Source organism: Polyangium fumosum (genome assembly GCF_005144585.1).
Classification (GTDB): domain Bacteria; phylum Myxococcota_A; class Polyangia; order Polyangiales; family Polyangiaceae; genus Polyangium; species Polyangium fumosum.
Genome location: NZ_SSMQ01000039.1, coordinates 50,501 through 76,598, shown reverse-complemented (window position 1 = coordinate 76,598; position 26,098 = coordinate 50,501). Strand labels below are relative to the sequence as shown.

The following is a 26,098-nucleotide window of genomic DNA, read 5'->3' as shown; positions in this document are numbered from 1 at the left end:
GGCGAACGGACGACATCCGCTCGAAGATCGCGTCAATCGGTCGATGCGAGGGGCTCCATCCCCCGCGCCCCGAGCGCCACGAAGTAACTGGAGGGGACACCCGAGCAACGGCCGCGCGCGGCGCACGTCCCGCAGCCCGCGCCGAACCTCGCTCCTTCCCGCCCTTTCATTCGATGGGCCGGGGCGATCTTCCGGCGGAGAAGTGCGGGCGCCGCGCACGGGGGGACCCCGACGACCGAATGGATGGCGAGAAGGGCCTCGCGCGGGGCCCGTTCGAGGGCGCGGCGGAGCTCGTCGAGCGGCGCGAGCACGTCGAACGCCGGGCCCATGGCCTCGTCCGGGATGAATGCCTGGAGCGATACGGAAAGCCTTCGCGCAGCCAGGAACGACAAGGTCTCCGGGAGCGTGCGGAGCGCGCGCCGGCTGAGCACCACCGTGAGCACGAGGGGGACCCGCGCGGCCTTCAGGTTGTCGAGCGCCGCGAGCAGCTCCGCGTGGGCGCCCGGGGCGCCGACCATGGCGTCGTGCTCCGCCGCATCACTCGATTGCAGGGTGGTCGCGATCCATTCGAGCCCAGGCAAGGCCGCGACGCGGCGCGTGAGCTCGGGCGAGGAGAAGCCGAGCGAGGGCCCCTGGAGCCGGAGGCGCGCGTCCGGGCGGCGCTCGAGCGCGGCGAGGATCTCCGGGCGGCGCGGGTGGCGCGTCCAGTCATGCCCCGTGATCGTGAGCGGGACCTTTGGTTCGAGGTCCATGAGCGTGTCGACGAGCGCCGCGAGCGCGCCGGAGCCGACGAGGTCGAGGCCGAGCTCCTGCGCGCGGAGGAGCAACGACGCGAGGTGCCGGCTCGGAAACTGGCCCCTGCGCCGAGGCTCCTCGCAGAACTCGCACGCCTGGGCGCAAGGGTTCTCGAAGTAAAGATGCACCTCGTCGAGGGAGCCCGCGCGCTGGATCTCCTCGGCGAGCACAGCTCGAACGGCGCCGGCCACGGTCTTGTGGAAGGGCCATGCCGCGGCGATCCGGAGCGCGAGCTGCTTTTCGCGGAAGAACACGAAGCCGCTCACGGCACCATCCTGGGCCGCCGGGGATCGAGCCGGAAGGTGAGGACCTCGAAGGAGGACCCCTGCGCGATTTCTTCGGGGGGAGGCGCGCCGAGGGGCTCTTCGACATGAAACGAGCGCGCCCGATCGTCGCTCCCGCGGCGCACGGCCCCGCGGAAAAACAGGAATCGACCGTCGGGCCAGAGCACGACGTGCGCGGTGTCGCCCTCGCGCAGGCGCGCCGCGAGCGAGGGCGCCGCCGCGCGGAAGGCCGCGGCGAACGCGCGGGCCAGGGCAGCGTCGGCCCAGCGGGGCGCGAGCAGCTTGGGCAGCGACGAGCGCAGGATCGAGGGGAGGACCTCCGCGCTCGTCTCCGGGGCGCGCGCCTCTTCTTCGAGGCGGGGCGCGCCGCCGCGGCAGCGGCCGAGGAATGCGTAGATCTCGGCCTTCGTCGCGAAATGGCGGCGGAGCCCGAGCATGGCCGACGGGGAGAAACCCCCGAGCCCGTCGAGTGAAGCGCGCCCTTCGAGCCAGGCGCTCCGCAACATGCCCTCGCTCGCTTCGAGCATTGGCGCGCGCTCCTCCCAGGTGAGGCCGTCCATTTCATCGTACATGAGCGAGTCGGGCGATTTGCGGAAGCGCGTCTCCCCTTCGAGCGAGCGCGGACCCCGGACGCGGATGCCATACCGCTCCGGCTTCCGGCCGATCGGCGAATCGGCCGTGAGGTAGAAGGAAGAGGGCGCGAGATCGTCGATGGCGAAGGCGTTTTGCCGGACCCAGTCGCGCGTCTCCGCGAGCTCCTCGCGCGTCTCGCCGGGGAAGCAGGAGAGCAGGTTCACGCGGACCATGATCTCGTGGCGGTGCGCTTCGACGATCATCTGCGTCGCCTGCTCGGGGCGGTGCCCTTTGACCATGGCCTTCAGCACCCGCGCCGAGGCCGACTCCACGCCGATCGTCAGGCCCGCGCAGCCCGCGCGCGCCATGAGCTCGAGATCCCCCGGCTCCGAGGGGCGCACGCGATACGAATCGGACCAGCGCAGATCGAGGCGCGCCGCGAGCAGGGCGCGCGAGAGATCCGCCGCGAGCAGGTTCACCTGCGTGTCGAAGAAGAGAAACTCCCGCGTCTGCCAGCGCTCCGAAAGCTCCGCGAGCTCCCGCACCACGAGGTCGATCGGCTTGTGCTCCTGCGTGCCGCCCGTCTGGCAGAAGGCGCAGGAGAACTGGCATTCGAAGGAGAAGAAATACGGCAGGACGAGCGACGCGCCGAGCTCGCCGCGATACGCCGGGTAGGCAGCCCCCTCGACACCAACGACGTCGCGGCGGTACGGGTCGAGATCGTAAATCGAGAAATCGGGCGTGGGCCAGTCCGCGGCGGAGGGGGCCTTGCGCATGCCGCCCCGCACGAGCTCTACGATCTCCGTGTCTGGTTCGAGGGGACCTCCACGCCGGTGCTCCGGGAGGTCCAGCAGCGCGGCGAAGGCGCGGCGGATCTGCGCGGGCGTGCTGGCCTTCGTGACGATGTCGGCGCCGATCGCGCCGCTCTTTTCGAGGAGGGCGCGGAGGTGCTCGACGGCGACGCCACCCACGATGATCCGCTTTCCCCAGCGGCGTTTCATCTCGCAGGTGAGGACCGCGACGAAGGGCACCTGGCTGCCGCGGTCGATGGAGACCGCGACGAGGTCCGCGCCCCGGCCGGGCTCGTCGAGGCGCTCGAAGATCCGGTCCATCACGGCGTCGATACGCGCGTCGTGTTCGCCCGCGAGGTGCCGCTCGACGAGGGCCGGCGAAGCGAGCGGCGCGACCTCGAGGTCGAGCGGCGCCTTGAAGAGATCGAGGGCGAGATCGACCGCGCGCCCCACGAGCCCGAGCGAGCGGATGCTCGCCGCGACGACCGCGGGACCGAGCGGCGGAAAACGAAAGACGAGGTGCGCCTCCGGGGCCGAGAAATCGGGCGGAAGCACGAAGAGCACGTCGCGCGGGCGGGGTACGCTGGCTGTCAAGCTGGTGTCCCGGAGCGAGCTTATCACTTCCCTCGCGCCCCGTCTCTCCTCGACGTCGCGCCGCAAGGGCGAGGGCGTCCGAAGCGCGAACGAGCGAATCGGCATGGAGGCCGGGAACGGCTTTTACGTTTTCTTTTTTTTCTTCTCCGGCGGCGGCCTGACGAGTCGGGGATCTTCCGGCATCCAAGGCACGCGCCGGTCGATGGGCTTTGGAGCGCCGGGGGGCAAGGGTTTTTCCCCTGGCCGTTTCACCTCGAACGAGGTGCTCACGACGTTCACCTCGTGCGCGCCGATGTCCGACAGATCCCCGATCGCGCGAATGCCGATCGGGATGCAGAAGGACCGGAGGAAGTCCTCGTCGGGCGCGTCGTCGTCGGGGTCCCGGTGGCCGCGCGTCTCGCCCGTCTTCATGGCCTCCCTCGCCCTGGCGGTGGCCTTCAACATCCCCTCGTTCGCGCACATGGGCTTGAGGGCGACCGGCGCCTTGGCGCCCGACGGAAGCTGGATTCTCGACTCGACTTTCACGACGACCGTGACGCCCTGTTTGTCGGAGCCCATTTGCAGCGCCTTGCCGTCGAGGGAAGCGCGCACGGCCTCGACGACGCCCACCCAGTGGTTCGCGTTGTTGTCGGTGGAGCCGACGAACCGGACGCCTTCGACACGCCCGTCTGCGCTGAGCTTCACCTCGAACGTGGCGCGCGCGTCCTTGACCGCGGACCCACGCACGGCCGAGGCGACGGTCTGCGCGACGAGGCCGGCGGCAGGGATGTCGATTCCTTTTTCTTTGTCCTGGGTGTGCAATGTGCCGGCGAGGACGCGGGTCGCGGCCTCACGATCGACGGGAGCCGCTTCAATCGTGGTCGCCGCGGGTTGGCTCGCGGGAGGCTCCGGGACGGCGCCGGGAACGGACCAGACGGGCGTCCCGAGACCGGGGAGGCCGGCGCCGGGATTCGTGGGTGGCGGGCCGCCGTATTCGTCGCCGGCGGCACGGGGAGCGGGCGCGGGCGCGGGAGCGGATTCGGGCGCGGGAGCGGGAGCGGAAGCGGAAGCGGAAGCGGGAGCGGGAGCGGGAGCGGGCGCGGGGACGCGTGCGGGAGCGGATGCGCGTGCGGGTGTGGTGTCGGGGGTGGGCGCCGTCGCGGGCGTGGGCGGCGCCGCGGTTTCGATATCGATCGTCGTATCCGCCTCGACGGACGGCGGAGGCGGAGCAGGGGGCGCGATGGGCGATTCGCGGAGCGACAACCTCAAAAGCAGGACGTGTGCGAGGAGCGCGAGGGCGATCGCAGAAGTCTCACGACGTCGATCGTTCCTCATGGACAGCGCCTAGCATCGGCCTTCGGGCGGGGCGGAATCGAGGCGCAGGCATCCTCGCCGACATATCGGCGTTCGGTGGGCGCGCGCCGAGCGCCGGGAGGACGACCGGGTCGGTTGCTTGGTCTCGCGCCCATCACGGTCTCCATGGCTCCGAACGTCCCAACACCCGCGTGTCATCGTTGCTTGTCGCTCCTCGAACATTCAAACACCCTCTCAGGGATGTTTCGAGGCCGCCTGCGCCGCCGGCGCGGCGTAGGTTCGCTGGAGCGCGTCGAGCAGCGCAGGACAGGTGAGCATTCGGTCAACCGTCTCGTAAAACGACTTCTCGGTTCCCCAGACCGCCTCCGCGGGGAACCCGGGCCCTGTCAGTTCGACGTTATGGGCCTTGCGGAGGCAACCGTCGAGCGCTGCCGGATCCCACGGCTTCGTGACCTCGTCGAACATGCTGCGATCCCGTGCCCAGGCGTCGAAGGCATCGAGGTGCTTGCCGCATCCGCGGGCGCAAATCTTCTTGGCGATCTCCGTGTGCTGGTAGGTCCACGCCTCGATGCAGTAAAACGGCTCGATGGCGATGAGGCCGCTCATGATACGCGTGAGCTCGTCGCCTTCGACGCCGCGTGCTTGGATTTGCTGCTCGATCTTCCACCGGAACTCGGCGAAGTGTCGTCGCGCGACGCTGCCCTCGCGGTTCGAGAAAGCTTCGTCGTCGTAATGGAAAAACACGATGATCTTGAGCCGCCGGAGACGTGGTCCGGGGATTCCGTTCCCGCCGTCGGGGGCCTGTGCCGTCGTCTCCGGGGTCGCGTCGCTCATCACGCGCAGCATCGCATACGGTGGGGTGGGGGGCCCATCTCTCGACCGCGCCTCCCTTCCATCGTGGTCTCCATCGCTCCAAACGTCCCAACCCCTTCGCGTCACGGTGACGCGCGCGTCTCCAAACGTCCCAACCCCCCCCGCGTCACGGTGACGCGCGCGTCTCCCAACGTTCGAACACCCACGCGTCATCGTTGCTCGTCGCCCTTCGAAGCGTTCGAACACCTGCGCGTCACGGTGACGCGCGCGTCTCCCAACGTTCGAACACCCGCGCGTCACCGTCGCGCACGCCCCTTTGAACGTTCGAACACCCGCGCGTCACCGTCGCGCACGCCCCTTCAAACGTTCGAACACCCTCGCACGCCCAAAACCTGCGCACCGGACGCGGACCACAGGGCAGGGGAGGAGGGCTGCGTGGACGTCCCCCCATAAAAACCGCGGAAACGTCATGATAGAATCCACAGCGTGTTCCGCCCAGACGACCGCGCCGCTGCGCCCCCTCTGCCCCTGCGCCATCGCCTGCCGAACGCGCCGCCCCTGTTCATCGGCCGGGCCGTCGAGAGACGACACCTCGGCGCCCTGATCCGCCGCGCCCCCGTCACTGTCGTGAGTGGTCCGGCCTGCTCGCCGATCCCGACGGCTTGCTGCTCTTCGGCGCGCGCCGCAGCCTGCTCACGGAGGCGCTGCTCTGCGTGCACGCAGGGCGCCTCGACCCGGCGAGGGAGGTCTTTCGCGAGGTGGAGCGCCTCGCGCGGCGCACGACGTACCTGCGGCCCTTCCTGCTCGCCCTCGACGCCGAGCGCCGGCTGATCACCGGGGAGCTCGAAGGCATGGAGGCGCTGCTCGGCACGCTCCACAACGAAGCCAAGCGCGAAGGGCACGCGCTGAACCAGTCGCCCTGCACGTCTTGCGACAGCGTTTCGATCACCGCGTCCGCATACGCCGCATAAGGATCCTTCCCCGGCTCGAACGCCCCCGCCGTGCCCGAGACATCGGGCACCTCCACCCACGGCACCTCGGACGACGTCAGCGAATCCTCGAACGGATCGTCCGGCGAAAACCCGGCCGCCCGCGCCACCCGCGAGCGGGAAGCGCGGTTCCTGCGAGCATTGCCGCTGCGACGGCGGTCGTGGAGGGTTTTCGGCGTCGTTGCGATTTGCGCAGCGGACGACCGGCGCGACGCTCGGGCCCGAGGGTGCGCCGGGTTCAGGTCTACAGGCCGTCCGCTACCAGGTCACGGGCTGCCCGGTGTCGGTCACGAGCTGTCCTCCGGCGTCGACCCACGCCTGGGCGTCCGCGCCGATGTAGTCGCCATACGAAGCACGCCACTTCATGGATTTCTTGAGGAGCGTGTGCACCCTCTTCGCCCATTTTCGGAATGCTTCGCTCTTCTCCGTCCACTCGTGATCGGGACCCAGGAACGTATCGACGTAGTACAGGCGGCTCGGCCCAAGTGACTTCCCGTCGAAAGGGCAAGGACCGCACTCGATCACGGGCGAAGGGCTGTCCTGCACCCACCAATAGCCCTGCTCGGGCAGGTGTCGCATCACGATCGCGTCCAGGTCCTCGGGCCGTGCGAGGTACTTGAAGTACCACGGTTTCCCGTTCTCGGAGAAGTTCAGCGAGTCCACGACGCGCGGTGAGGAGGTGGGCGACTCCGAGAGGAGGATGCTGAAGTCCGTCTTCTCCCGAAGCCGCCGCTCGAAGTCCGCCATGTCCTTCGGCGTCATGTAAAAGCGTGACTGGTGTCCCATGGCTCTCCTCACTTCTTCTCGTTGTAGGGATGGAACTTGGGCCGTATGCCCTTCGCGCGCTCCACCTCGTCGAGAGGCTTCCGCTCACGCGACACGGGCTGCCCATCCTTCCTCTGCTTCCCGACCTGGTGGAACTCCACAGGCTGCTTCGTGTTCTTGTCAACCCCGACGACGTCCATGTAGCGCTTCTTCTTCGGACCGCCCGGGGTCTCGACGGGAAACTCCTTTACCGGGTCGAGGTTGCGCTTCTTGATGTCTTCCGCGACCTCGTTCACCTTGTCCTGATGCGCCTTGCCGCCCTTCTTGCCATCCGGATTCGGCACACGCCTCTCATTCGCCGCCGCGCCCGCATTCGCCGGTGACGCCTCTCCCGCCGCCGCGCCGTTTGGCTTCGCGCCATTTGGTTTCCCGAAGGTCCGCGTCTTGGTCCGGACCTTCGTCTTCGGCGGGGGCTGCGGCGGGCTCGCTCCCCCACCGCTCCCCGTGGACAACGATTGCCCATTGTGCGTCCCGGCGGGCTTGGTCTTTCCCTCCTGAAAGTTCTTGTGCCTCGCATGGCAAACTCCCTGGAGACACTCGTAGGCTCGTTCGAGCTGAGCCATCTCCTCCGGGGGCAAGCTCCCGTCGTCATACCGCCAGACTTCACCTCGGGGCACCTCACGCGGCTCGGGCACGGGCGCCTCGACCGGGCGCGGCTGGTTCTCCGCGACGATGGGCTCCGTGTCGCCCCGGCCCCGGTGGAGGAGGATCCTCGTGCAGGTCCGCCCGCCCGTTTTGCTACGCCTTCGCGTCTGGCCAGGCTCTACGTACGCCGTGCAGCGATGCGCCTCGACACGCCTCTCCACCGCGGACGCGCCGCGCGGATTCGGTCGCGGCAGCGGCTTCGGCGGCTCGTCCTTCCGGGCCTCGTCCTTCTTTGATTCGCCCTCCTTCTCCTTTGCCGCGAGCTTCTCCGGCGCGGGTGGCGGCGGCGGTCGTTTGTCGCAGGGCAGATCCTGGAATGCAATTCCCAAAAGCTTTCGGCTCTCGGGCGGCGCGCTGGCATCAAGAATGAAGATGGCCTTGGCCTCGCGGCTCTCCAGAAGGGCGTCGAGCGGCAGGGACGTCGTTCGAGGCGTTCCGTCCCCGCGATCGTACCAATAACGCGCATTCGGATCGACCTGGGGATGGCGCCGGCATATACGGAACAAGCGCTTTCCGCTCGGCGTCGCCTGCGCCCACGTCTGGGTATGCGCAGGCGTCGCGCCGCACCCGAGAAGCCATGCCGAGACGCAAAAAACGCCGAGCACCAGAAGCCCAAGCCGAAAGAACCGCAGCAGCGCCGCGCAAAAACGCCCCTTCCCTTCATCCTCCCCAAACGACCCCAAACACCCAGGCAACACGACGCCCGGCGCCGCGACGACGAGCGCCGCGACGAGGAAATCCCCTCGCCTCATCTGGAAACCCCTCCTGCGATGAGCTGTGGCCTATCTAGCAGGAGGACAAACGGGTCCGGCAAGACAAAACACGAATCGCTCGGACCTTGTCTGTCCGGGCTCGGATCCCTTTGCCGACCCTCGCCGCGTCGCCGGGGCGCCGCCCCGGTCCCCGCGGGGGGCTGTCCGCCCCCTCGACCCCGGGTCCAGCGCCTCGCTGGTCCGGGTCCAGGGGTGGACAACCCCGGGGTTTGGGGCGTAGCTCGGTTTGCCGAGCGTAGCCCCATCGTTGACCAGACGGGGTCCGGGGTGAAACCCCGGCGCGGCGCCCCCACCTCGTCCCCCTTCTCGGTTTGTCGCGATCGGGGTAGGCTCCGCCGAAGCAATGTTCGACGAAGACAAGCTCCGCGCCTTCGGCCGCCTCGTGGTCCGCCTCCAGCAGCGCGAGGACCTCACCCGGGACGAAGTACGCGAAGCCTACCGCCAGATCTGGCGCAACGAGCAGCCGGAGCTTCAGCAGGGCGCCTTCATCGCTGCTCTCCGTGCCAAAGGGGAGTCGCAGGCCGAGCTGACCGGCGTCGTCGAGGCCTTCCAGGACGAGTGGCGCCTCTGGTTCCCCCACACCGTCCGCTCGCCGGAGCCTCCGCTCAGCATCGCCGGCGTCGGCATGGACGCCTTGAAGACCGTCAACGTCTCCAGCGGCGCCGCCGTCCTCGCCGCCGCCTGCGGCCTCTACGTCCACAAACCCGGCGCTCCTGCCCTGACCGGCGTCAGCGGCGCCGCGGACATGTTCGCGCACTGGGGCGTCGACCTCGATGCCCCGGGGGAAGCTCAGGTCAAGAGCACCGAGACGTGCCGCCTCGGCTTCACCTCCGTCGTGGGTCGCGCCTTCATGACGAGCGGATTTGCCCGCGTGATTAGCCAGATCCGCATCGGCACCTCCTTCCACATCGGCGGCCCCCTCGTCCGCCACGTCGGCGAGCGCCACAAGATCGCCGGCGTCCCCGAGCCTCGCCTCGTCCGGATCGTCTGCGAGGTCATGCGGGATCTCGGCTACGAGCGCGCCCTCGTCCCCTGCGCCGAGTCGACGGCCCATCCCGGCCGCTACCTCGACGAGATCGGCAACGTCGGCCCCACGCACGTCGCCGAGCTGCTCCCCGGCGGCGAGATCCGCGAGTACAAGATCCGCCCCGAAGACGCCGGCCTGCGCGAAGCCCCCTTCGAAGCCATCGCCTCCCGCGGCACGGCCGAGGAGAACGCCCGCGTCCTCGCCCGCGCCCTCGCCGGCAAGCTCGAAGGCCCCATCGTCGACGTGCTTCTCCTGAACGCCGCCGCCGGCCTGAAGCTGATGGGCAAAGCAGACTCGCTCACCGCAGGCGTCGATCAAGCACGCCGCGCGATCCAAGAAGGCCGCGCGATCGCGCAGCTCCGCGCGCTGATCGACGCCCAAAACCCCGAGCCCGCCCGAGGTCGCGCCAAGCTCGAAACTTTCCTCGTGGACTAAAAGTCGTCGGAACCACGTGACGAGGCCCCCGCCGGTGGGTATCCTCGGCGCATTGCGTCGTCCGCCGTGAACGGGGAAGATTTCCGATGACGAACAAGACCACCTATACGAAACACATCGAGATGTCGGCCGACGAGATGGCAAACCTCGCCGTCTGGGATCGCGTCGTCCTCCGCGCCTGGCAGGACCCCGAGTTCCGCCAAAAGCTCATCGACGACCCGAACAAGGTCCTCTCCGATCTCGGCTTCAAAGTCCCCCCCGGCGTCGCCTTCGTGGTCGTAGAAAACACCGCCGAACGCCGCCACATCGTCCTGCCCTCCGCCCCCTCCGGCGATGTCAGCGTCCTGCCGCTCGATACGTCGCCGCTGCACGACTACGACCCCGGGTTCTGAAGCGTTGGCACCGGGGTTTCACCCCGGACCCTGACCAGGGGTTGTCCACCCCTGGACCCGGACCAGCCAGGGGCTGGACCCAGGCTCGATGAACTGCGCGGTGCGCAGTTCATCGAACGGGCCCGGTCAAGACTGGCAACGACCCTTCCAAACAAGACAGCCGCGCTGTGGGTTCTGCTGGCCCCCCGGTCTCTTCGCCGGCCTGTTTGAAAAACTGCGCGTAGCGCAGTTTTTCAACCCTGGGTCCAGCCCCTGGCTGGTCCGGGGTCGAGGGGGCGGACAGCCCCCCGCGGGGACCGGGGCAGCGCCCCGGCGCGGGGTTACCGCCGCCGCGTGACGAGCTCGATGAGACGCGTCACGTCGGGCACCCCGAGGCCCGTTGCCGGGTCCCAGCCAGGGCCGGCCGAGTAGCCCGACAGTCGGTGGATCACCGCTTTGCCGTGCGCGTTGAGTACGTTCATGGCCACGTCCGTGCTGCCCTCGGAGATTTCGCGGAAGGGCGCGGGGGTTTCCTTCCGAAGTGCGTAGAGCATGGGGTTGATGAAGCCTACGCGGCCGAGGCCTGCTGCGCGCCGCGCCTGGTTCATGAGCGCCACGATCGCCGCCCAGATTGGCGCCGCCACGCTCGTGCCGCCCGCGTAGTCGACCCACTGCCCACACGCGACGGCCTGGTAGCCCTGCATCGTGAGCGGTTGGTTCGGCGCGCGTTGCACCGCCGAACCCGAGGCCATGAGCGCGACGTCCGGGAAGCCGCGGCCATACGGCACGACCGCAGGGTCGCCCTCGCCACGCGCATACCAGCCCTTCAACGTGTCTTTTTGCCATTTCGGGATGGGCACCTCGCGGCTGAACCCCCCGCTCGACGCGAGCCGCACGAAATGAAGCACCCGCCCGAGCCCGGGCGGCGGCGGCCCGCTCCAAGCGATCTCCGTGAGCGGCGCCCGCCCCGTGATCATCGTGCCCCCGACCGAGAGCACGCGTTCCTCCACGGCTGGAAACACTCCGTGGGGCCAGGGGGCGTCCCCGACGTACCTCCCGTCCTTGATCGTGCGTGGCACGCCGTCGAAGGCGCCCCAGTCGCCTGCTGCGCTGATCACCGTGACGCCGATGGCCGCCGCCTGGTCGAGCAGGCCGCTCACGACGCGGCGCCCGTGCACGCGGTAGTAGCTGCGCTCGGGCGTGATCCAGCTCGTCGAGACGATCGTCGGCGTGTTCTCGCGGTCGCCGATGACCTTGAGCAGGAACGTCACCCACGGGTCGGCGATCACCATCGGATCGACGAAGTACACGAGGATCCGCGCGCCCGGCGCCATCGCGCCCACCCACTCGACGGTCATCGCGACCTCGAGCGTGTAGAGCTTGTTCGCGCTCGTCACCTTCGAGGGCCGGGATCCCACGTGGTACGTCTTGATCTCCGGCGGATGCGGGATCCCGTGGGCGTCCCAGAACGCGTGCAGATCGCTCTCGTCGAGCGCGCCGCCGAGCATGAGGAGGGCGATCGTCTCGCCCGATCCGTCGAGCTCGGTCGCCTTGGGGAAGCGGTAGATCGCGCGGACGTCCGCGGGGGTCAGGCCAAAGCCGGGCTCGGGGCGGCTCTCGCGCGCGCCTTCGAGCGTGGGGAACTGCATCGGGTGCTCGGCGCCCGCGTCGGCGACCATCGTGCTGCGCGCGCGGTTGCCGCTCTGTCGGACCTTCACGGACTGCACGTACTGCGCGATCTGCCGCGGGATCGGCCACTCCATCGGCGTGAGCGCGCGCTCGTCCTTCTCCTTGTCGTCGAGCCAGCGCCGGCACTCGGCGCCGAACGTGCGGCCCACGGCCTCCTTCGTGGTCTTCACGAAGATCGTTTGTCCCGACACGCTGCGCACGTCCATGTGCGGCATGCCGTGCTCTTCGAGCCACGCGAGCACGGCGCGGCGCTCGTCCGAGGGGAGCGTGACGAACTTGCGCAGCTCCTCGCGCTCGAGGTGCGGCGCGCGCTTGGTGTCGTCCGGGTGGCTCGCCGCCTCCGCTGCGCGTCGGATCGACTCGCGATCGTGCTCGTGCAGGACGAAGACGAGCGTCAGCTCGTCGCTTGCGTAGGCGCTCAAGCAGACGCCCCCGGCGCGAGCCTGACAAAACCCTTCTTGGCGGCGGCGCGGACGACGGAGAGCGTCGCGGCGCGGATCGCCTCGGGCGAGGCGTAGCCCGTGGGCAAGAGGCGTGGGGCCTCGGCGAGCAGCGACGCGACGTCGTGGTGGCGCCCCATCGCCTCGACGACGGGCCCGAGCGCAGGCGCGATCTTGCTCGGGGCCGCGTGCGTGCGATGCGTGAAGTCGGCGTCGTCGCTCACGAGATCGTAGAAGACGTCGAGCTCTCCCGTCGGTTTGCCCTCGGTCGCCATGGGCTCGGTGCGCAGCGCCAGCCGGAAGCGCGCGAGGTGCTCCATCGCCTGCTTCGGCAGCGCCTCGGGCGGCGGCAGCCCGTCCTCGTAGAAGACGTTGTACACGTCGCCCTGGAGGCCCGTGATGCCCGCGACGAGCGGGATCACCGTGTCGTCCGTGACCGCGCGGAGCGTCGGGAAGAACCCGGCGCTCGCCATGGTGAAGGCCTGCCGATCGTCGACCGCGAGCTTGCCCGAGGCGTTGACGAGCGTCTGCGCCTCCCACCACCACGAGGGCGCCGCGCGGTTGTTGCCGTAGAAGTAACGCGCGAGCCGGAGGAACGAGCCCGCCTCGCCGCGGATGTAGTCGGCGTAGGCGCGCCAGAGCGCGTCCTCGGGCAGGTCTCGCCGCGCGCGGGCCGTGCGGTACGTGTACGCCGCGCGATGGCCGCTCTGCATCGCGAGCGTCACGCCCGACGAGAGGATCGGATCGACGAAGATCGCCGCGTCACCGGCCGTGGCCCAGCCCGGGCCCGTGGGGCTCTTCGCCCACGACGACCAGTCGCGGGTCACCGAGATGCGCTTGCCGCCGCCGATGAAGTCGTCGCGGTGCGTCGCGTGCGAGAGCAAGCCGCGGACCTCGGGGCAGCCCTGGATCGTCTCGTGGTAAAACGACTCGGGATCCTGGCTCTGGAGCGCGTCTTTGAAGTGCGCCGTGTTCGTCACGACGCCGACGCTGATGAGGTCCTGCGCGACGGGGATGTACCAGATCCAGCCTTTGTCGACCGAGCAGATGAACACGTTCGTCCGGTCGCGCGTGCCCCGGTAGAGGATCTTCCACTCGGCGCCGGACCAGTAGCCGTAGACCGCGTAGTTGTTCATGTGCGGATCAAAGACGCGGCCTCCGGGCGTGAAGCGCGTGCCTTGCCCGCTCGCGTCGAGCACGAACGAGGTCTCGATCGTGCCTTCGCGGCCCTGATCATCCTCCCAGTCGACGCCCGTGACGCGGCCGTGTTCGTCCTTGTGGATCGTCTTGCCACGCGTCCCCTCGCGCACGTCGGCGCCGAAGTCCCGCGCGCGGTTCATGATCATGTGGTCGAACTCGGCGCGCCGGACGTTGAACGCGTTGAAGGTTTCGTCGCGCTCTTCGGGGCGGCGCAGGAGCTTCGAAAAATCCTGGCCGAGCACGTTCAGCACCTCGGCGCCCTCGTGGACGCGGACGTCGCCGAGCTTGAGGTAGTCGGCGTCCCAGGGCGTCCGATCGCGGCCCCACACGAACGTGATGCCCATCTTGCGGATGAACCCCGCGCGTCCGAGATCGTCGTAGATCCCGAGATCGCGGAGCACCGGGTTCAACGCGGGGATGAGGGACTCGCCGATGTGGTAGCGCGGGAAGCGCGCCTTCTCGAGGACCGTGACCGAGAGGTTCGGCTCGTACTTCTTGAGGATGGCGGCGAAGGTGCTGCCCGCAGGACCCCCGCCGAGGACGACCACGTCGCGACGCTCGATGCCCATGATGCGAGGTCGATTATCACGCGGCGCGCACGCCTGGAAGCCTCGCGCCCGATGGGGTATCCGTGGGGCCAAAGGCCGAGGAGGCGTCGTCGATCGTGCAGGGTTCCGACATCACGTGGGCGCGCATCGCGGAAGGAAGGATCGTGGTCGCGACGAGCGCGCGGGCTTTCCTGCACGAGGAAGCGCTGGCCTTCGGAGGGCCGTTCTCGGTGGCGCCGGAGGGGCCGGTGAGCCTTGCAGCGACACGAAACCTGCTCGACGGCGTGCTCGGCGTCGCGCAACGGGAAGGGCCCGCGCCGCCGCGGCGAGAGCTCACGATCGCAGGCTGGATCCACCGGCTCGCCGGGTACTTTCATACGACCCACGCGACGCCCAGGCTCATGATCGAGGCCCGCGAGCGCTTCGAAGCGGAGGGGCGCGCGGCGCTCGCGGCGTGGGCGCATGAAAAGTCGCGCGACGAGCAAGGGCACGATGCGCTCGCGCTGCGCGATCTCGCGTCGCTCGGCTACGACGCCCCCGCGCTCGTCGCCGCGCACGTGCCGGAGACCGCGGCGGCGCTCGTCGATTTCTTCACGTCGCTCGTGCGTGGCCCGGGAGATCCCGCGCGGTGCGTGGGCTACGCGTTCGCGCTCGAGCGCCTCGCCGCGACGCGGAGCGTGGCCGAGGTGCGCGCCGTGCAAGCCGTGTTGCCGAGCGGCGTCGACGCCACGCGATGCCTGCGCGTGCACAGCGCGGCCGGCACCGACGCGGATCACGTCGACGACATCGTCACGCTCGTCGCCGGCCTCTCGCACGGCGAACGCGAGGCGATCGCGAGGGCCGCTTACGAGACCACCCGGATCGGGAGATTTGCGCGCGGGAGTTCGGCTCGCAGTGACGACGATCTCTCCGTGATGTTCGCGCCGTTTCGCGTCAAGCTCGGCGCTTGACACGGGTGGCCCGCGTCGGCTGCGATGCACGGCCGCTCGACAGGAGAGAGAGCGGATGTACCAGAAGCGTCACGTCCCGAGCCCGCGCGCGCTTCCGAAGACCTATCGTTTCCTGCGGCTTCCGCTCGTGATCGACGTCGCGCCGATCGTCGCCGAGATCGAAGCGGCGGACATCACGTGGCTGCCGAGCCAGTGGAAGTGGCACCTCGGCACGTCGTTTTGCATCCTGCGCGGGGGGCAGGAGCGCGGCTGGCCCGGCAGTCGGCTCACGAGCGGCGGCGGCATCGACGCCCCTGCGCTCGCGCCTCTCCCGCGCCTCTGCGAGCTGCTCGACACGGCGTTTCCTGCGCGCCCCGTCTCGGCGTGGCTCGGCTTGAGCCCGCCGGATTCGCGCATCCATCTGCACGTCGACAACACGCCTCACTGGGACGAACACCACCGCTTCCACGTCCCGCTGATCACGACGCCGGCCGCGCGCCTCTGCGTCGCGGGCCGCTTCCTGCATCTGCCCGCGGGCACCGCGTGGGCCTTCAACAACAGCGTGCCGCACGGCGCGGAAAACCTTGGATCGCCGCGCATTCACCTCATGGTGGATCTGCCGCCCGTGCCGTCCGTCGAGGCCCTCGTCGCCGCGGGCACGCCGGAAGAAGGGGCGAAAGATCCCGAGGCGATGGCACGTTTGTCGCGGGATCCGATGGAGTCGTTGCCCGAGACGATGAAGTCGGACGCGTATCTGCTCTGGCGGCTCGCGCAGCAGTAGTCCGCGCGGGGCAGGGGAGGGGGGCGCGTGGTTCGCGTCCGGACCAAACCCGGCGTGACGAACCCCAAACGTTTCCTTACGGAACGTTCTTCTATGACCGAAAATGCCCCTACATGTGGCCCGACGAACCGTTGGTCGGACCGTAAGGGTGGGGGCGCGGCAAGTTGCCGCAGGTGTGCGGCGCTTTGCCATCTTGCCCTCGTCGGCTGGGGACGGCAAAACCCGCCCGCGTCGTCGGGAATTCCCGATGATCGAGCGTCCACATGGCGAGATACCTATTCCCAAAGTGGTCCAACCGGGTGCTGCCGATGGTGGCCGCCTTCGTACTTGCTCCGCTTGGCACCGCGGCTGCGGGCGGCCTTTGGTACTACGGTACCAACAAGCACGTCGAAGTTGGCTACACCCCCACGCAACCCGTGGACTACAGCCACAAGCTGCATGCCGGCGATCTCGGCATCGACTGCCGTTACTGTCACACGGCCGTCGACAAGAGCGCCCAAGCGTCCGTCCCTCCCACCGAGACGTGCATGAACTGCCACTCGAAGGTGAAGACGGATAGTCAAAAGCTTCTTCCCGTGCGGGAGAGCTTCGCCACGGGGAACCCCATCCCCTGGGTGCGCGTCCACAACCTGGCCGACTACGCGTACTTCAACCACCAGGCCCACGCGACCGCAGGAGTGGCTTGTCAGAGCTGCCACGGCCGCGTCGACCAGATGATCAAGGTGAGTCAAGCACAGCCCCTCTCCATGGGCTGGTGCCTCGATTGCCATCGGAACCCCGAGCCGAACCTCCGGGATCCGAAGGACATCACCAAGATGGTCGACGAGACCGTGCCGGCGAGCGTCGCGAACCTCGCGGCGCCGCCTTCCCAGCGCAAGGTCTCGCCTCCCGTTCATTGCTCGGGGTGCCACCGATGAAGCGAGCTCCGTATCCCATCGAGCCGGATACGTCCGGAAAGAACTACTGGCGGAGCGTCGACGAGTTCGAGAAGTCGCCGTCGTTCGCAGAGGACCTCACGCGCGAGTTCCCGGAGGGCGCCGCCGAGGCTCCGCAAGGGACGAGCCGTCGAGGCTTCCTCGCCATCATGGGCGCCTCGATGGCCCTTGGCGGCCTCGCGGCGTGCCGCAGGCCCGAAGAGGTCATCGTCCCCTACACGCGCGCGCCGGAGGAGATCGTCCCCGGCCGTCCGCTCTTCTTCTCGACCGCGATGCCGATCCTCGGCACCGCGATCGGCCTCGTCGTCGAGACGCACGAGGGTCGGCCGACGAAGATCGAGGGCAACCCCCGCCACCCCGAGAGCCTCGGGGCGACGAACTCGTTCGTGCAAGCGTCGGTGCTCGATCTCTACGATCCCGACCGCAGCCAGAGCCCGCAAGAGAAGGGCGAGGCGCGGACGTGGGACGACGCGAGCGTCTTCCTGCGCAAGCTCGGCGACGACGCGAAGAAGAAGAACGGCAAGGGGCTCGCGGTCCTCGTCGAGGATCACCGCTCGCCCACGGTCGCCGCGCAGCTCGACGCGCTCCTCAAGCTGATGCCCGAAGCGCGCGTCGTGCGGTACGAGGCGTTCGGCCGTGACGTGACGGAGGAAGCCGCGCGGATCGCCTTCGGCAAGGCGCTCGTGCCCGTCTACGACTTCGGCGAGGCCGACGTCGTGGTCTCGCTCGACGCGGACTTCCTGCTGAACGAGGGCAGCGTCGTGAAGAACGTGCGCGCCTTCGCGGACCGGCGAAACCCGGACCGCAAGGACAAGCCGATGAACCGGTTCTACGCGATCGAGAGTTCCTTCTCGGTCTCGGGGACGAGCGCGGATCATCGGATGCGCCTTCAGAGCCACAAGATCCCGGCGCTCGCGTACGCGCTCGCGCAGGAGATCGCCGCGGCCGCGAAGGTGGAGCTGCCGGCGGACATCACGTCCGCGCTCGGCGGCGCCGGCGCGCTCGATCCGGACGCCACGAAGCTGGTCAAGGCCATCGCGGCCGACATCGCGAAGCGCAACGGCGCGGCCTTGATCGTCGTGGGTCGCAAGCAGCCCGCGGCCGTGCACGCGCTCTTCCACGCGGTGCACCGCGCGATCGGCGCGGTCGGCAAGACCGTGAAGCTCGTGCGCCCGTTCGACGAGGTGAAGGGCGGCCCGGCGGAGATCGCGGCCCTCGGCAAGGACCTCCAGGCAGGCACGATCGACACGCTGATCGTCCTCGGCGGCAACCCTGCGTTCAACGCGCCCGCGGACGTCCGCGACGCGATCACGAAGGCGAAGACGCTGGTCCACGTGGGCACGCACGTCGACGAGACGGGCAAGGCCGCGGCGTGGCACCTGAACCGCGCGCACGCGCTCGAGAGCTGGGGCGACGTCCGGTCCGAGGACGGCACGGGCGCGATCGTCCAGCCGCTCATCGCGCCGCTGTACGGCGGCAAGACCGACGCGGAGATCCTCGAGATCTTCCTCGGCGGCACGCGCAAGGGCTACGACCTCGTCCGCGCGAGCTGGCGCGGCGCGCAGTCGCTCGTCGCCGACTTCGAGCGTGACTTCCGGCGCGCCCTGCACGACGGCCTCTGGAAGGACAGCGCCTTCCCGGCCGAGACGGCGGATCTCGACGCGGCGAAGGTCGGCGCGGCGATCAAGGCGCAGAAGGCCGTGGCGCCCAAGGGCGACCTCGAGGTCATCTTCGACCCGGATCCGCACACGTGGGATGGCCGGTACGCGAACAACGGCTGGCTCCAGGAGATGCCGGACCCGATGGCGAAGCTCACCTGGGGCAACGTCGCGTCGCTCTCGCCCAAGACGGCGAGAGGGCTCGGCGTGGTCGACGGGGACCTCGTCAACGTGAGCGCGAACGGCGCGACGGTGACGCTCCCCGCGCTCGTGGCGCCGGGGCTCGCCGACGGGACGATCCTCGTAACGGTCGGTCAGGGCCGGAGCGTGGTCGGCCGGGTCGGCAAGAACATCGGCGTCGACACGGGCTCGTTGCGCACGAGCGCGGCGTTCCACGTCGCGGACGGCGTGTCGATCACGAAGGCGGGCGGCTCGACGAAGCTCTCGCGGACGCAGGAGCACTTCCTCACGGAGGGCCGGCCGCTCGTGCTCGAGGCGTCGTTCGCCAAGTACCAGGCGAACCCGCAGGTCGTCCCGCAGCCGAAGAAGTACCTGAGCCTCTTCGAGGAGCGGAACTACGACAAGGGCCATGCCTGGGGCATGACGATCGATCTCGCCGCGTGCGTCGGCTGCAACGCTTGCAGCATCGCGTGCCAGGCGGAGAACAACATCCCGATCGTCGGCGCCGAGGGCGTGCAGAAGTCGCGCGAGATGCACTGGATGCGGATGGATCGGTACTTCGAGGGCGACCTCGACAACCCGACGAGCGTCTCGCAGCCGATGATGTGCGTGCACTGCGAGAACGCGCCGTGCGAAGAGGTCTGCCCGGTCGCGGCGACGACGCACAGCCCCGAGGGGCTGAACGAGATGACGTACAACCGGTGCATCGGCACCAAGTACTGCGCGAACAACTGCCCCTTCAAGGTCCGAAGGTTCAACTACTTCGACTACACGAAGGACACGATCGAGCAGCACAAGATGCAGATGAACCCGGACGTCACGGTGCGGAGCCGAGGCGTCATGGAGAAGTGCACGTACTGCGTGCAGCGCATCAACCGCGCGAAGATCTCCGCGAAGGCGGAGGGGCGCGAGCGTCTCCGCGACGGCGAGGTGGTGACGGCATGCCAGGCGGCTTGCCCGGCGCAGGCCATCCACTTCGGCGACCTCAACGACAAGCAGAGCGAGGTGGCCAAGCGCGCCGCCGGGCCGCGCGGATACAAGCTCCTGGAAGAGCTCAACGTCCGCCCGCGCACGTCGTACCTCGCCAAGATCAAGAACCCCAACCCTGAGCTGGAGGGGGCATGACCACCGCCGCCCTGCAAGAAGACACGCCCGGCAAGCGTGCTCCACTCGTCCTCGGCCACCGCGATTTCAACGCGGTGACCGAGACGGTCGCGGGGATCGTCGAGAAAAAGACGACCCCCTCGTGGCTGGTCCTTTTGGGCCTCGCGGTGAGCGTCCTGCTCATCCTGCTTGGCTCGCTCGGTAAGCTCGCGGCGGAAGGCCTCGGTATCTGGGGTCTGAACAACACGGTCTTCTGGGCCTGGGACATCACCGGCTTCGTTTTCTGGATCGGTATCGGCCACGCCGGCACGCTGATCAGCGCCATCCTCTTCCTGTTCCGGCAGAAGTGGCGCACCAGCATCAACCGCGCGGCGGAGGCGATGACGATCTTCGCCGTCATGTCGGCGGCGATTTACCCGGTGTTCCACGTCGGCCGCGTGTGGTTCGCGTATTGGCTCTTCCCGATACCGAACCAGATGAGCATGTGGCCGAACTTCAAGAGCCCGCTGCTCTGGGACGTGTTCGCGATTTCGACGTACGCGACGGTCTCGATCCTGTTCTGGTACGTCGGCCTGGTGCCGGACCTCGCGACGCTGCGTGATCGCGCGACGACGAAGGTCCGCTCGATCGTGCTCGGCATCTTTTCGCTCGGCTGGCGCGGCTCGCACAGGAACTGGCTGAACTACGAGAAGACCTACCTCATCCTGGCCGGTCTCTCGACGCCGCTGGTTCTCTCCGTGCACACGATCGTGTCGTTCGACTTCGCCGTGTCGATCATGCCGGGCTGGCACACGACGATCTTCCCGCCGTACTTCGTCGCCGGCGCCATCTTCAGCGGCTTCGCGATGGTCGTGTCGCTGATGGTGCTCGCGCGCAAGGCATACGGTCTCGAGGGCCTGATCACCATCAAGCACCTCGAGAACATGAACAAGATCATCCTCCTGACGGGGACGATGGTCGGGTACGCCTACGCGATCGAGTACTTCATCGCCTGGTACGGCGGCAACGAGTACGAGCGCTTCGCGTTCATCAACCGCGCGTTCGGTCCGTACAAGTGGGCGTACTGGACCATGTGGAGCTGCAACGTCTTCTCGCCGCAGCTCTTCTGGTTCAAGCGCATCCGGACCAGCATCCCGGCGATGTTCGTGATCTCGATCTTCGTGAACATCGGCATGTGGTTCGAGCGCTTCGTCATCATCGTGACGAGCCTCCACCGCGACTACATCCCCTCGAGCTGGACCTACTTCCGGCCGAGCCTCTTCGACATCTCGACGTTCCTCGGGTCGTTCGGTCTGTTCTTCACGCTGTTCCTCCTCTTCCTCCGGTTCCTGCCGGCGGTGGCCATCAGCGAGGTCAAGGGCGTGATGCCGCAGGCGGATCCGCACGCGGGCCATGGCGACGACCACGGCCACGACGCGCACGACGACCACCACGAGGAGGCGAGCGCGAAGTCCGACGAGAGCGAGGACGAGAGCGAGGACGAGGGCGACGAGGGCGACGAGGCGTCGGAGGGCGACGCGGAGAAGGACGAGGAGGAGTCCCGTGGATAAGGCTCATCGTCATGAAGAGCTCGAGGAAGAGGCGGCGAAGCCGTTCGGCCTCATGGGCTACTTCCTCACGCCCGGCGAGCTGATGCACGCCTGTGAGAAGCTGAAGAACGCCGGGTACAAGGACTTCGACGCGCAGACGCCGTTCCCCGTGCACGGCCTGGAGAAGGCGATGGGGCTGCCCCCGTCGAAGATGCCGTGGATCGTGCTGACCTGCGGGACGGTGGGCCTGCTCAGCGCGATCGCGCTGACGGCGTTCGTCTCGTTCGACTACCCGCTCGTCATCAGCGGCAAGCCGTCGTTCTCGTACCAGGCCTACGTGCCGATCATGTTCGAGCTGACGGTGCTCTTCTCGGCGTTTGGTGCGTTCTTCGGCTTGTGGGGCGTGAACCGCCTGCCGATGTTCTACCACCCGTCGATGAAGCACCCGTCCTTCCCGCGTGCGACGGACGACGCGTTCTTCGTCACGGTCGAGGCGAAGGACCCCAAATACGACGCGTCGAAGACGAGGAAACTCCTCGAGGATCTCGGCGCACGCGAGATCGTGGAGGTCACGGAATGAGGCCCGCCGCATTCCTCTTGTTCGCGCTGGCCCTCGCGGGCTGCCGCGGCAACAAAAGCGAGGAGCCGCCGGTCCACGTCTTCGGAGACATGGACTGGCAGCCCAAGTACCAGTGGGGTGAGGCGAGCCCGCTCTTCGAGGATGGCCGTGCGATGCGGCCGATCGTCGACGGGACGGTGCCGGTTGGCCACCTGGACGAGGACGACGCGTACTACCGCGGCAAGGACGCGAAGGGCGAGTTCATCGGCCGCGCGCCGGTCGAGGTGGACGAGAAGCTCGTTCGTCGTGGCCAGGAGCGCTTCAACATCTACTGCGCGCCCTGCCACGATATGTCGGGCAGCGGCCGCGGGATGGTGGTGCAGCGCGGGTTCCCTCCGCCGGTCGAGCTCTCGTCGGATCGCGTCCGGACCATGCCGGACGGGCAGGTCTTCGACACCATCTCGCACGGCGTCCGGAACATGCCGGCGTATCGCAAGCAGATCCCGGTGGCTGACCGGTGGGCCATCGTCACGTGGGTGAGGGTGCTCGGCAAGAGCCAGCATGCCTCGATCGACGACGTGCCCGCCGACAAGCGCAACGCGATCGATCCAGAAGGAGACGCGCAATGAGCCAGGCGGCGGCAATGACCGCAGGTCGGGCCACGGGCGAAAAGTCGAAGAGCGACGACGCCCGGAAGCTCCCGAAAGACGTGGGCGACACGCTCACGAAGGCGGGCATGGGGCTCGCGGTCGTGGGCGTGGTGGCGGCGGGCGCCGGCTATGCGATGGACCCGAAGCGATTCGCGGCCTCGTATCTGGTCGGCTTCCTGTACGTCGCGACGGTCGCGCTCGGCGGCTTGTTCTTCGTGCTGGTCCAGCACCTCGCGCGCGCGGGCTGGTCGGTGGCGGCGCGGCGGCAGATGGAGTGGCTCGCGGGCCTCCTGCCTGCGGTCGCGGTCCTCTCGATTCCGATCTTCGTCTGGGCGCACGACCTCTACCATCACTGGATGGGGCCGCAGGCGGCGACGGATCCGATCCTCCAGAAGAAGGCGGGGTACTTGAACCCCTCGTTCTTCTATGGTCGGTCGGCGTTCTACGTCCTCGTGTGGGTGGGCCTCGGCCTCTACTTCACGCGCACGAGCCGCGCGCAGGACGAGAGCGGGGACACGAAGCTCACCGAGAAGATGCAGGCGGCGAGCGCGCCGGCGATGATCCTCTTCGCCCTGACGACGACGTTCGCGGCGTTCGACTGGGTGATGAGCCTCGACCCGCACTGGTACTCGACCATCTTCGGCGTGTACGTGTTCGCGGGGTGCGCGACGAGCTCGCTCTCGGTGCTCGCGCTCATCACGGTGCAGCTCCAGCAGCGCGGCTACTTCCGCAAGATCAGCACGATCGAGCACCGGCACGACATCGGCAAGCTGCTCTTCGGGTTCATCGTCTTCTTCGCGTACATCGGCTTCTCGCAGTTCCTGCTGATCTGGTACGCCGACATCCCCGAGGAGACGATCTGGTACCACCACCGCTGGGACGACGCGGGCTGGGCGAAGGTGAGCCTCGCGATCCTCTTCGGTCACTTCGTGATCCCCTTCCTCCTTCTGCTCTCGCGGCACGTGAAGCGGAATGCGCTGGGGCTCTCGGTCGGCGCCGTGATCATGCTGGTCATGCACTACGTCGACCTCTACTGGCTCGTCATGCCGACGTTCGACCACCACTTCCACTTCAGCGTGGTGGACATCTGTGGCCTGCTCGGACCGCTCGGCATCGTGGCGTTCCTCCTCGCACGGCAGGCTGCAAAGGGCCCGCTCTACCCGCTCCGTGATCCTCGGCTCGCCGAGACCGTGAAGGTGGACAATCCATGAGCAAGAAGAAGAAGAAGAACCAGGGCCGCGCGGAGTCCGCCGCCGAGGAGACCTCGAAGGTGTCCTCGGGCGACGACGAGTCGACCTCCGAGGAGCGCGAGGACGGCGCGGAGGCCAGCGCGCACGCCGAGGAGCACGACGATCACGGCGGCGACGCGCACGAGGGCGGTCACGGGCACGGCGGGCACGACCCGGTCGAGGACGACAGGCCGCGCAACGGCCTCATCGTGCTCGTCACGGTCATCACCTGCGTGGTCGTGGTGGCTCTCTGCGTCGCGGTGCGCGAGATCTTCAACTACTACGTGGATCGCGAGCTCCACGACAAGGTCCTCTCGCTCCAATCGAGCGACCTTCGGGCCCTGCGCGCCGCCGAGCAGCAGAAGCTCACGCACTACCAGTGGGTGAGCAAGAAGGACGGCGTCGTGCGGATCCCGACGGATCGCGCGGTCGAGCTGACGATCGCGGGCTACCGGCAGCCGCCCATGGCCCCGCCTCTGAAGGAGGAGCCGGCCCCCACGCCCACGCAGGACAAGCCCGAGGAGAACAAGGGCGAGACCAAGGGCGAGGAGAAGAAGGACGGCGCCAAGGTCGAGGAGAAGGGCGACAAGAAGGGCGAATCCACGGACAAGAAGCCCGAGGACAAGCCCAAGGAGCCCAAGAAGTGATGGTTCGTCCGGGCCGCTTCCTTCTGTTCATCGCTGCCGCGCTCACGGCGGCCGTGGTCACGCTTGCGCCGGTTTCGTCGGTGTTCGCGGGGGACCCGGCGCTGCCGAAGGAGCTCGAAGGCGTGGACATCGAGGAGCGACCCGGCGCCCTCCTTCCGGCGGACGCGAAGCTCCGGGATCACGAGGGGCGCGACGTCACGCTGGGCAGCTATCTCGACGGCGAGCACCCGGTGATCCTGGTGCTCGCGTATTACGAGTGTCCCATGCTCTGCTCGCTGGTCGTGAACGGCCTGCTCCAGGGCATGAAGGGCCTCGCCTGGACGGCGGGCAAGGAGTACCGCGTCGTCGTCGTCAGCATCGATCCTCGCGATACCCCCGAGACGGCCCGCAAGAAGCGCGACTCGTACGTCGGCGTCTATGGTCGGCCCGTGGCGGAGCGGGGATGGGATTTCCTGGTGGGGGAGGAGGCCCAGGCGCGTCGCGTGGCCGACGCGGTGGGCTTCCGGTACCGCTGGGAAGAGGCGACGCAGCAGTATGCACACGCGGCGGGCGTTTTCGTGTTCACGCCCGACGGCAAGCTCTCGCGGACGCTGTACGGGCTCAACTACAGCGCGAAGGACCTCGAGCTCTCGTTGCTCGAGGCGTCGCAGGGCAAGCTCGCGTCCGCGTGGGGTCGCGTGCTCCTGTTCTGCTTTCATTACGATCCCGCAGAAAACAAGTATGTCCTCGCGACGAGGCGTCTGATGAAGGCGGGCGGTGCGTTCACGGTGCTGGGGATCGGAGGCATGCTCCTCGGGTTCTGGCGGCGTGAGCGTCGTCGCGCGTCCAAGTCGACGGATGGAGCTCTGGCATGAGGTTGGATCCGATCGAACTCGGCTCGTTCTGGATGCCGAAGCAGTCTTCGACGATCGCGCAGGAAATCGATACTGCGTGGTACATCGTCTATTGGCTGGACGTCGTGATGTTCGTGGGCCTGATGGTGCCGCTCGCGTACTTCATGTACCGCTACAAGAGGCGGACCGCGAAGGACAAGGTCAGCGACGTCACGCACAGCACGACGCTCGAGATCACGTGGACCATCATCCCGTCGATCATGGTGATCGGCCTCTTCTTCGTGGGCCTCAGCGGCTGGATGAAGGCGATGGTCGCGCCGGGCAACGCGCTCGAGATCCGCACGACGGCGGAGATGTACATGTGGACGTTCACGTACCCGAACGGGAACGTGAGCGTGAACGAGCTCGTGGTGCCCAAGGGCCAGCCCGTGAAGCTCATCATGAGCTCGAAGGACGTCCTCCACAGCTTCTTCGTGCCCGAGTTCCGGGTGAAGCAGGACGTCGTGCCGGGCACGTACACGACGGTCTGGTTCGAGGCGACGGAGAACCGCGATACCATCCTGTTCTGCACGGAGTATTGCGGCGTCGGCCATTCGGACATGATGGCCAGGGTGCGGGTGATGGAGAAGGCCGACTACGACACGTGGCAGGAGACCGGCCTCATGCCCGGCGAGAAGCCGCTTCCCCCGGCGGAGCTCGGCAAGAAGCTCTACGCGACGCGTAGCTGCAACACCTGCCACTCGCTCGACGGGTCCCGCATCCAGGGCCCGACGTTCAAGGGGGTCTTCGGTCGGACGGAGCAGATCGCGGATGGTACGTCGGTCAAGGTCGACGAGAACTACATCCGTGAGAGCTTGCTCGAGCCGAACAAGAAGGTGGTCAGTGGGTACCCGGCGGTCATGCCGACCTACAAGGGCCTACTCAAGGAAACGGACATCGACGCGCTCATCGCGTACCTGAAGACGGTCCAGTAGGGAAT

22 protein-coding genes are annotated in these 26,098 nt (G+C 68.1%); 14 read left to right on the top strand and 8 right to left on the bottom strand.

Going from position 1 to position 26,098, the window contains the following annotated elements; translation table 11 throughout:
- Positions 1–32 precede the first annotated feature (32 nt).
- From E8A74_RS31060 to E8A74_RS31045, 4 genes are all read right to left on the bottom strand, one after another.
- Positions 33–1,061 (bottom strand): radical SAM protein, encoded by a 1,029-nt coding sequence (locus E8A74_RS31060; RefSeq protein ID WP_136932729.1) that lies wholly within the window; start codon positions 1,059–1,061, stop codon positions 33–35.
- Positions 1,058–2,998, bottom strand: coding sequence for a B12-binding domain-containing radical SAM protein (locus tag E8A74_RS31055; RefSeq protein WP_136932728.1), 1,941 nt, complete (start codon positions 2,996–2,998; stop codon positions 1,058–1,060). Before E8A74_RS31055 ends, E8A74_RS31060 begins: the two co-directional genes overlap by 4 nt.
- 162 nt (positions 2,999–3,160) lie before the next feature.
- Positions 3,161–4,351, bottom strand: coding sequence for a hypothetical protein (locus E8A74_RS54140; RefSeq protein ID WP_211365481.1), 1,191 nt, complete (start codon positions 4,349–4,351; stop codon positions 3,161–3,163).
- 213 nt (positions 4,352–4,564) lie between these two features.
- A complete protein-coding gene (locus E8A74_RS31045; protein WP_136932727.1) occupies positions 4,565–5,164 on the bottom strand; it encodes a hypothetical protein in 600 nt (199 codons plus the stop codon).
- Between the two features lie 641 nt (positions 5,165–5,805).
- Between E8A74_RS31045 and E8A74_RS52895 the strand changes: the two genes are divergently transcribed.
- The gene (locus E8A74_RS52895; RefSeq protein ID WP_170229503.1) at positions 5,806–6,114 is read left to right on the top strand and encodes a hypothetical protein; all 309 of its coding nucleotides are present in this window, start codon (positions 5,806–5,808) and stop codon (positions 6,112–6,114) included.
- A gap of 276 nt (positions 6,115–6,390) precedes the next feature.
- Here the strand turns inward: E8A74_RS52895 and E8A74_RS31035 are convergent, their stop codons facing one another.
- Positions 6,391–6,918: a hypothetical protein gene (locus tag E8A74_RS31035; RefSeq protein ID WP_136932725.1), complete on the bottom strand. Its 528-nt coding sequence runs from the start codon at positions 6,916–6,918 to the stop codon at positions 6,391–6,393.
- Positions 6,919–6,926: 8 nt separating this feature from the next.
- Positions 6,927–8,354 carry a hypothetical protein gene (locus E8A74_RS31030; protein WP_136932724.1) on the bottom strand — a complete coding sequence of 476 codons (1,428 nt, stop codon included), beginning with the start codon at positions 8,352–8,354 and terminating at the stop codon, positions 6,927–6,929.
- 364 nt (positions 8,355–8,718) lie between these two features.
- On the opposite strand from E8A74_RS31030, the gene E8A74_RS31025 reads away from it, so the two are divergent.
- Both E8A74_RS31025 and E8A74_RS31020 read left to right on the top strand, forming a co-directional pair.
- Positions 8,719–9,837 (top strand): anthranilate phosphoribosyltransferase, encoded by a 1,119-nt coding sequence (locus E8A74_RS31025; RefSeq protein WP_136932723.1) that lies wholly within the window; start codon positions 8,719–8,721, stop codon positions 9,835–9,837.
- An 86-nt stretch (positions 9,838–9,923) separates the two neighbouring features.
- On the top strand, positions 9,924–10,229 hold the full coding sequence (locus E8A74_RS31020; RefSeq protein ID WP_136932722.1) for an NHLP leader peptide family RiPP precursor: 306 nt from the start codon (positions 9,924–9,926) through the stop codon (positions 10,227–10,229).
- 320 nt (positions 10,230–10,549) lie between these two features.
- Here E8A74_RS31020 and E8A74_RS31015 read toward each other — a convergent pair whose 3' ends face one another.
- Both E8A74_RS31015 and E8A74_RS31010 read right to left on the bottom strand, forming a co-directional pair.
- Positions 10,550–12,319 carry a S53 family peptidase gene (locus tag E8A74_RS31015; protein WP_170229502.1) on the bottom strand — a complete coding sequence of 590 codons (1,770 nt, stop codon included), beginning with the start codon at positions 12,317–12,319 and terminating at the stop codon, positions 10,550–10,552.
- Positions 12,316–14,106 carry an NAD(P)/FAD-dependent oxidoreductase gene (locus E8A74_RS31010; RefSeq protein ID WP_136932720.1) on the bottom strand — a complete coding sequence of 597 codons (1,791 nt, stop codon included), beginning with the start codon at positions 14,104–14,106 and terminating at the stop codon, positions 12,316–12,318. The genes E8A74_RS31015 and E8A74_RS31010 overlap by 4 nt, the downstream gene beginning before the upstream one ends.
- A 95-nt stretch (positions 14,107–14,201) precedes the next feature.
- On the opposite strand from E8A74_RS31010, the gene E8A74_RS31005 reads away from it, so the two are divergent.
- From E8A74_RS31005 to coxB, 11 genes are all read left to right on the top strand, one after another.
- A complete protein-coding gene (locus E8A74_RS31005; protein WP_136932719.1) occupies positions 14,202–15,035 on the top strand; it encodes a heme oxygenase-like domain-containing protein in 834 nt (277 codons plus the stop codon).
- A gap of 55 nt (positions 15,036–15,090) precedes the next feature.
- Positions 15,091–15,795, top strand: coding sequence for an aspartyl/asparaginyl beta-hydroxylase domain-containing protein (locus E8A74_RS31000; RefSeq protein WP_136932718.1), 705 nt, complete (start codon positions 15,091–15,093; stop codon positions 15,793–15,795).
- A gap of 263 nt (positions 15,796–16,058) precedes the next feature.
- Positions 16,059–16,712 (top strand): cytochrome c3 family protein, encoded by a 654-nt coding sequence (locus tag E8A74_RS30995; protein ID WP_136932717.1) that lies wholly within the window; start codon positions 16,059–16,061, stop codon positions 16,710–16,712.
- Positions 16,709–19,693, top strand: coding sequence for a TAT-variant-translocated molybdopterin oxidoreductase (locus E8A74_RS30990; RefSeq protein WP_136932716.1), 2,985 nt, complete (start codon positions 16,709–16,711; stop codon positions 19,691–19,693). Before E8A74_RS30995 ends, E8A74_RS30990 begins: the two co-directional genes overlap by 4 nt.
- Positions 19,690–21,222 carry an NrfD/PsrC family molybdoenzyme membrane anchor subunit gene (nrfD, locus tag E8A74_RS30985; protein WP_136932715.1) on the top strand — a complete coding sequence of 511 codons (1,533 nt, stop codon included), beginning with the start codon at positions 19,690–19,692 and terminating at the stop codon, positions 21,220–21,222. Before E8A74_RS30990 ends, nrfD begins: the two co-directional genes overlap by 4 nt.
- Entirely contained in the window at positions 21,215–21,781 is a 567-nt protein-coding gene (locus E8A74_RS30980; RefSeq protein ID WP_211365485.1) for a DUF3341 domain-containing protein, read from the top strand. Before nrfD ends, E8A74_RS30980 begins: the two co-directional genes overlap by 8 nt.
- Positions 21,778–22,389: a c-type cytochrome gene (locus tag E8A74_RS30975; RefSeq protein ID WP_136932714.1), complete on the top strand. Its 612-nt coding sequence runs from the start codon at positions 21,778–21,780 to the stop codon at positions 22,387–22,389. Before E8A74_RS30980 ends, E8A74_RS30975 begins: the two co-directional genes overlap by 4 nt.
- Entirely contained in the window at positions 22,386–23,621 is a 1,236-nt protein-coding gene (locus E8A74_RS30970) for a hypothetical protein (RefSeq protein WP_136932713.1), read from the top strand. The genes E8A74_RS30975 and E8A74_RS30970 overlap by 4 nt, the downstream gene beginning before the upstream one ends.
- Complete coding sequence (locus tag E8A74_RS30965) at positions 23,618–24,286, top strand: hypothetical protein (RefSeq protein WP_136932712.1); 669 nt, start codon at positions 23,618–23,620, stop codon at positions 24,284–24,286. The genes E8A74_RS30970 and E8A74_RS30965 overlap by 4 nt, the downstream gene beginning before the upstream one ends.
- Positions 24,286–25,140: an SCO family protein gene (locus tag E8A74_RS30960; protein WP_170229510.1), complete on the top strand. Its 855-nt coding sequence runs from the start codon at positions 24,286–24,288 to the stop codon at positions 25,138–25,140. Before E8A74_RS30965 ends, E8A74_RS30960 begins: the two co-directional genes overlap by 1 nt.
- Positions 25,137–26,093: a cytochrome c oxidase subunit II gene (gene coxB / locus E8A74_RS30955; RefSeq protein ID WP_136932710.1), complete on the top strand. Its 957-nt coding sequence runs from the start codon at positions 25,137–25,139 to the stop codon at positions 26,091–26,093. The genes E8A74_RS30960 and coxB overlap by 4 nt, the downstream gene beginning before the upstream one ends.
- The last annotated feature ends 5 nt before the right edge of the window (positions 26,094–26,098 follow it).

Excerpts from the sequence above, each read along its gene's own strand:
- E8A74_RS31025 (WP_136932723.1), top strand. The coding sequence starts at position 8,719 with ATGTTCGACGAAGACAAGCTCCGCGCCTTCGGCCGCCTCGTGGTCCGC.
- E8A74_RS30975 (WP_136932714.1), top strand. The coding sequence starts at position 21,778 with ATGAGGCCCGCCGCATTCCTCTTGTTCGCGCTGGCCCTCGCGGGCTGC.
- E8A74_RS31010 (WP_136932720.1), bottom strand. The coding sequence starts at position 14,106 with ATGGGCATCGAGCGTCGCGACGTGGTCGTCCTCGGCGGGGGTCCTGCG.
- E8A74_RS31020 (WP_136932722.1), top strand. The coding sequence starts at position 9,924 with ATGACGAACAAGACCACCTATACGAAACACATCGAGATGTCGGCCGAC.
- E8A74_RS30995 (WP_136932717.1), top strand. The coding sequence starts at position 16,059 with ATGGCGAGATACCTATTCCCAAAGTGGTCCAACCGGGTGCTGCCGATG.
- coxB (WP_136932710.1), top strand. The coding sequence starts at position 25,137 with ATGAGGTTGGATCCGATCGAACTCGGCTCGTTCTGGATGCCGAAGCAG.
- E8A74_RS31030 (WP_136932724.1), bottom strand. The coding sequence starts at position 8,354 with ATGAGGCGAGGGGATTTCCTCGTCGCGGCGCTCGTCGTCGCGGCGCCG.
- nrfD (WP_136932715.1), top strand. The coding sequence starts at position 19,690 with ATGACCACCGCCGCCCTGCAAGAAGACACGCCCGGCAAGCGTGCTCCA.
- E8A74_RS31000 (WP_136932718.1), top strand. The coding sequence starts at position 15,091 with ATGTACCAGAAGCGTCACGTCCCGAGCCCGCGCGCGCTTCCGAAGACC.
- E8A74_RS30990 (WP_136932716.1), top strand. The coding sequence starts at position 16,709 with ATGAAGCGAGCTCCGTATCCCATCGAGCCGGATACGTCCGGAAAGAAC.
- E8A74_RS30960 (WP_170229510.1), top strand. The coding sequence starts at position 24,286 with ATGGTTCGTCCGGGCCGCTTCCTTCTGTTCATCGCTGCCGCGCTCACG.
- E8A74_RS30970 (WP_136932713.1), top strand. The coding sequence starts at position 22,386 with ATGAGCCAGGCGGCGGCAATGACCGCAGGTCGGGCCACGGGCGAAAAG.
- E8A74_RS31045 (WP_136932727.1), bottom strand. The coding sequence starts at position 5,164 with ATGAGCGACGCGACCCCGGAGACGACGGCACAGGCCCCCGACGGCGGG.
- E8A74_RS54140 (WP_211365481.1), bottom strand. The coding sequence starts at position 4,351 with ATGAGGAACGATCGACGTCGTGAGACTTCTGCGATCGCCCTCGCGCTC.
- E8A74_RS31035 (WP_136932725.1), bottom strand. The coding sequence starts at position 6,918 with ATGGGACACCAGTCACGCTTTTACATGACGCCGAAGGACATGGCGGAC.
- E8A74_RS30965 (WP_136932712.1), top strand. The coding sequence starts at position 23,618 with ATGAGCAAGAAGAAGAAGAAGAACCAGGGCCGCGCGGAGTCCGCCGCC.